This window comes from Bradyrhizobium sp. (genome assembly GCF_019242285.1).
GTDB lineage: Bacteria > Pseudomonadota > Alphaproteobacteria > Rhizobiales > Xanthobacteraceae > Bradyrhizobium.
In genome coordinates, this window is record NZ_JAFAVV010000642.1 from 1 (window position 1) to 4,360 (window position 4,360).

A 4,360-nucleotide genomic window follows, 5' to 3' on the forward strand; every position below is an offset into this window, starting at 1 on the left:
AGCAGCAGCGCCGCCACCCGCTGGTCGTCGCTGCGGCCGAGGCCGAATTCCGCGGCCTGTTTGATCGCGTTGATGGTGTCGCCGCCGGCGTTCGAGAGAGCGACGATCTTCGCCTTCGAGGCCTGCGCCTGCAGCAGATAAGACGAGAAGTCGGCGGTGTTGATCGGATGCCGCACGGCCCCGACCACCTTGCCGCCGGCGGCCGTGACGAACGCTGACGTGTCGCGCTCGAGGGCATGTCCGAATGCGTAGTCGGCGGTGATGAAAAACCAGGTGTTCCCGCCCTGCTTCACCAACGCCTGGCCAATCGTCGCCGCAAGGCCGTAGGTGTCGAAGCTCCAGTGCACGCCGTGCGGGGAACAGGCCTTCCCGGAGAGATCCGAGGTGGCAGCGCCGGTGTTGATGTCGATGGCGTCGTGTGTGCGCGTCACCTCGCGCACGGCGAGCCCCACGGCCGAATTGGGAATGTCGAGGATGACGTTGACGCCCTCGGTCTCGATCCATTGCCGCGCGATGTTGGCGCCGATGTCGGGCTTGTTCTGGTGGTCGGCGAAGATGACTTCGATCGGCCGGCCCAGCACCTTGCCGCCGTAATCCTCAACCGCCATGCGTGCGGCGTGGACCGAGCCCATGCCGGTCAGATCCGCATAGAGTCCCGTCTGGTCGTTGAGGACACCGAGCTTCACCGGCTGCTGCGCGACCGCGGTCGGGGTGAGGCCCGCTCCCCACAACATGAGCGCGAGGGCTGCGATGACGTTACGACGCATGAAAATCCTCCCCCTTGCGGTCCTGACCGCTGAATGCCGGACCTGTTAGCACGATTGTACATGGGAGGAGCGTCGCTGCAAGGCGGGCGCTGGCTTTTACCTCACCGTGGTCCGCGCCCGGCTGGACGCGTCGTGTCGAATTCATGGACCTGTCATTCCAACCGCGTCAGGTAGGGCGCGATGGTCTGCGGCTCCGGCAATACCGCGACGATCTTGATCTGGGCGATGCTGCGGCGTTCGGCGGCAGCGAGGTGCGATTCCAGCATGGCGGCGGCGGCCGGCACGGCGTCGCGCAGCAGCAGCTCGACGATCAGCCGGTGCTCGACGATCGCGGTCTTGTCGCCGGGCAGGCCGAGCTGGCGCAGGATTCGCTCGGCCGCCAGCACCGGCAGCACGTTGTGGCGGATCTGCTCGCGCAGCCGGTCGTTGGGCGTCGCCAGCACGCAGGTGTCGATCAACTGCGTCTCGAACGCCTCGAGATCGCGCGCCACGATGTCGTCGCCCTTGTCGAAGGCGGCCTCGGCCTGCCGGAAGCGCTCGAACAATTCCGCGAGGCGCGTGCGGTCGAGCTGCGGCGCGGCGCTCATCAGCGCCTGCGGCTCCAGGATGCGGCGGAGCGCAAAATGCTCGCGGATCGATTGCGCGGTCAGCGGCCCCGCGATCCAGTGCGAGCTCTGGTTCTTCTCGACCAGGCCGCGCTCCTCGAGCCGGCCCAGCACGTCGCGCACCACGGTGCGGCTGACGTTGAAATGCGCGGCGAGCTCGGCCTCGATCAGCCGGTAGCGGCCGAACACCAGGCAGGCCGCGACGTCGCTTTCGACCGTCTCATAGATGCGCTCCCAGGAGGCGCGGCTCTGCAGCGCATCGTCGATCGTCTTGGGAATGTGCAGCCCGATCTCGCGCAGGTCGCGCCGCTTCGGTTCGACCCGTTCGCCGGGCCGCGCCACCATCATTCCGCGGCCATCGAAGCGCCGCACCAGGCCCTGCGCCTCCAGCCGCTGCAGCGCGGTCTGCACCGGGGCGCGGCTGGTCTGCATCAGCGATGCGATCGGGCCTTCGAGCAGCACGAGGCCGCGCGGAATGTGGCCGCCGAGAATGTTGGCGCGCAGCACTTCCTCGACCATCTCGTAGCGCCGCGATGCCGGTCCGGTGCTGGCGGGCCGCTTCATCGCGCACCTGCGCCGGTTGAGCGCGGGAGCCGACGGACGATGCCGGTCAAGGCAATAACGGCTTTTGTATACATAAATGACTATATCGGCGATTTTCCCAGGCCCTGCAAGGGTGACGCCGAAGCGCCGATGGGTGGTCGGTGACGCGCCCATGCGCTCATCCGATCGCTGACTTTCTCAATATTTGCGAGCATTTCCGCATCTTCCTCTGCATGCTTTGGCGCGACGACCGATGGTATCAAGGGAACGGCTTCCTGGTGCAGTGCCGCAAATCTTTTCATCATCGTGCATAGAGATTGACCTTGAACACAAAAGCCAATTATCTAAGCTTGGCCAGGGTGAGATGGCGGGTGCGTCAGTGGGTAGCGGAGTCCTGCAGATCGTCGGGTTGAGCAAGCGTTACGGCGACGTCGCCGCGCTGGACGGCATCAGCCTTTCGATTCCGGATGACGGTTACGTCTCGCTGCTCGGCGCGAGCGGCTCGGGCAAGACCACGCTGCTGCGGCTGATCGCAGGCTTCGAGGATCCGGATGCCGGCGCGATCAGCTTTGCCGGGCGGCCGATGATCGGCGTGCCGGCCTATGAGCGCGGCATCGGTTTCGTCTTTCAGAATTTCGCGCTGTTTCCGCATCTGTCTGTCTACGAGAACATCGCCTTCGGCCTGAAGAATCGCGCGAGCGGTGCGCCGCTGGCGCAGGGCGAGGTGCGGGATCGTGTGCGCAAAATGGTCGAGCTCACGGGCCTTTCCGGTCTCGAGGGGCGCGGCGTCGCCCAGATCTCCGGCGGCCAGCGCCAGCGCGTGGCGCTGGCCCGCACGCTGGTGACGGAGCCGAAGCTCGTGCTGCTCGACGAGCCGCTCGGCGCGCTCGATGCCAATCTGCGCACGCGCATGCGCGACGAGCTGCGGCGCATCCGCGAGCGGCTCGGCGTTACCTTCCTGCACGTCACCGGCAGCGAGGCGGAGGCGCTCGCGATGGGCGACCGCGTGATCGTGCTCGATCGCGGCCGGATCGCACAGTTCTCGTCACCCGACGACGTGTTCAACCGTCCCGCGACGCCGAGTGTCGCGAAGTCGCTGAACTGCTATAATCTGTTCGGAGGCCACATCGACGCGGATTTGTTCACCGCCGGCGACCACCGCTTCAGGATCGCGTCGGCGGTCCATAGCAGCGCCGAGCCGGCCTACGCCATCCGCCAGGACATGATCCTGATCCATGGTGCGGATGCCGAGCCGGATGCCGACGAGGTCAGCATCAGCGGCCGCTTTCTCGCGAGCGAATATACCGGCGCCGCGATGATGTACTTCTTCGAGGTGCCCGGCGGGTCGATCGTCGAGGTGGAGAACCATCTCAGCCATCGCACGGTGCAGGACCTCGCCGTCAACGCAAATTACACCCTGAGCTGGAAGGCGGGCCATGCGCTGGTTTTCGGCTGACAGCCCTTTTCGCGACCGGGGCCGCGCATGACCGTGCTGTCCTCCACCGCGGTCGAGGAGGCTGCCGTGCCGGCACCGACGCGCCGCCGCCGCACCTGGTCGGCCTACTGGCTGATCGCGCCGGGCGTCGTGTGGATGGCGCTGTTCCTCGTCGTCCCCATCCTCATGATCGTCTACGTCTCGTTCTGGACGCAGACCACGTTCAAGATCGAGCCGGTCTTGACCATGCGGAGCTGGCAGGCCTTCTTCGGCAGCGACACCTATCTCGGCGCGCTCTGGACCACCATCCGCATCTGGCTGATCGTGCTCTGCACCACGTTCCTGGTCGGCTATCCGACCGCGCTGTTCGTCGGCCTGTTCGTCCGCAACAAGACGCTCGCGAACGCGCTGCTGGTGCTCTGCGTCATCCCGTTCTGGACTTCGTTCTTGATCCGCGTGCTGGCCTGGCGGCCGATGCTCGGCAAGGAGGGGGCGATCAACATCATCCTGCAGGCGCTGCACGTCACCTCGGCGCCGATCGACGCGCTGCTGTTCACCGAGCTCTCGGTGATCATCGGCATGACGCAGATCTACTGCGTCTTCATGGTCGGCCCGATCGCCTTCATGCTCGGCCGCATCGATCCCAACGTGATCGAGGCGGCGCGCGATCTCGGCGCCGGCTTCTTCCGCATCTTCCGCACCATCATCCTGCCGCTCTCGATGCCCGGCGTCATCGTCGGGGCGATCTTCGTTTCGGTGATGGTGCTCGGCGAGTTCGCCACCGCGTCGGCGCTGTCCGGGCGCAAGGTGAACATGCTTGGCAACATCATCGTCACCCAGGTCGGGTCCCTGAAATGGGCCTTCGCCGCCGTCGTCGGCGTGATCCTGACCGTGCTGATGGGCGTGGTGGTGGCGGCCTTCCTGCGCGTCGTCGATCTCAGGCGGGAGCTCTGATCATGCAGGCGCCCGTGATCAAGCCGCTGCTGGCGACCTACACCGCGCTGTTCATC

Annotated in this window: 4 protein-coding genes; 2 read left to right on the forward strand and 2 right to left on the reverse strand. The window is 66.1% G+C overall.

What is annotated here, in order from left to right:
• Together JOY90_RS26080 and JOY90_RS26085 are read right to left on the reverse strand one after the other, a co-directional pair.
• Positions 1 to 767, reverse strand: a 767-nt coding sequence (locus tag JOY90_RS26080; RefSeq protein ID WP_291693982.1) for an ABC transporter substrate-binding protein, incomplete at its 3' end; no start/stop codon positions are given.
• 152 nt (positions 768 to 919) lie between these two features.
• The gene (locus tag JOY90_RS26085) at positions 920 to 1,936 is read right to left on the reverse strand and encodes a GntR family transcriptional regulator (protein ID WP_291693983.1); all 1,017 of its coding nucleotides are present in this window, start codon (positions 1,934 to 1,936) and stop codon (positions 920 to 922) included.
• A gap of 343 nt (positions 1,937 to 2,279) precedes the next feature.
• Between JOY90_RS26085 and JOY90_RS26090 the strand changes: the two genes are divergently transcribed.
• The gene (locus JOY90_RS26090) at positions 2,280 to 3,371 is read left to right on the forward strand and encodes an ABC transporter ATP-binding protein (protein WP_291693985.1); all 1,092 of its coding nucleotides are present in this window, start codon (positions 2,280 to 2,282) and stop codon (positions 3,369 to 3,371) included.
• Positions 3,372 to 3,398: 27 nt separating this feature from the next.
• Positions 3,399 to 4,304 carry an ABC transporter permease gene (locus tag JOY90_RS26095; RefSeq protein WP_291693984.1) on the forward strand — a complete coding sequence of 302 codons (906 nt, stop codon included), beginning with the start codon at positions 3,399 to 3,401 and terminating at the stop codon, positions 4,302 to 4,304.
• The last annotated feature ends 56 nt before the right edge of the window (positions 4,305 to 4,360 follow it).

Coding starts and splice junctions, on each gene's coding strand:
- JOY90_RS26095 (WP_291693984.1), top strand. CDS start 3,399: ATGACCGTGCTGTCCTCCACCGCGGTCGAGGAGGCTGCCGTGCCGGCA.
- JOY90_RS26090 (WP_291693985.1), top strand. CDS start 2,280: ATGGCGGGTGCGTCAGTGGGTAGCGGAGTCCTGCAGATCGTCGGGTTG.
- JOY90_RS26085 (WP_291693983.1), bottom strand. CDS start 1,936: ATGAAGCGGCCCGCCAGCACCGGACCGGCATCGCGGCGCTACGAGATG.